1 protein-coding gene is annotated in these 620 nt (G+C 60.3%); it reads right to left on the bottom strand.

What is annotated here, in order from left to right:
- Positions 1 to 620, bottom strand: a 620-nt coding sequence (locus tag AC4IHP_RS27805; protein WP_490833283.1) for an immunoglobulin-like domain-containing protein, incomplete at both ends; no start/stop codon positions are given.

Below are 620 nucleotides of genomic sequence, written 5' to 3'. Positions count from 1 at the left end.
CTGGTGATCGTCGCCTGGACGGAACCGGCGTCTTTGTAAACGTCATCGGATGGCGCAGGAACAGTTGCGGTGCCGGTGGTTTCGCCAGCCTTGATGGTGATCACAGCACCGTTCGACAGGGTCACGATCACTGGCGAGCCAGCGGCGTTGGTCAGTGTAGCGGTGTAAACAATCGAACCACCTTCGGCCACAGAACCGGTCGCACTCAGCGAAAGGTTGGTGGTGTCGGTAACGTCGGTGACAGAAGTCGAGACCGGAGTTTTGTCCGCCACCAGATCTTCGAAATTGCCGCCGCTGACGTTGGTGATCGAGTTGGTGATCGGCGCATTACCGGTCAGCGCATCGTTCGAAGCAACAGCGGTTGCGGTGCCAGTGGTCTGACCGACGCCGATGGTGATGGTCTGGCCGTTGGCCAGAGTCACGACGACAGGCGAACCGGTTACCGGCGCGCCCACAGTGGCGGTGTAGGTGACAGTGCCGCCTTCAGCGACCGATGTATCGGCGGTCAGTTTGACGGTCGAGGTATCGATGGTGTCAGTGACCTGAGTGACCGCTGGAGTGGTGCTCGGCACGAGATTTTCGAAGTTACCACCGGTAGCGCCGGTGATCGTCGCCTGCAC

The sequence above is a fragment of the Pseudomonas sp. UF-293 genome (assembly GCF_058245595.1).
This window is presented reverse-complemented; position numbering and strand designations above follow the sequence as displayed.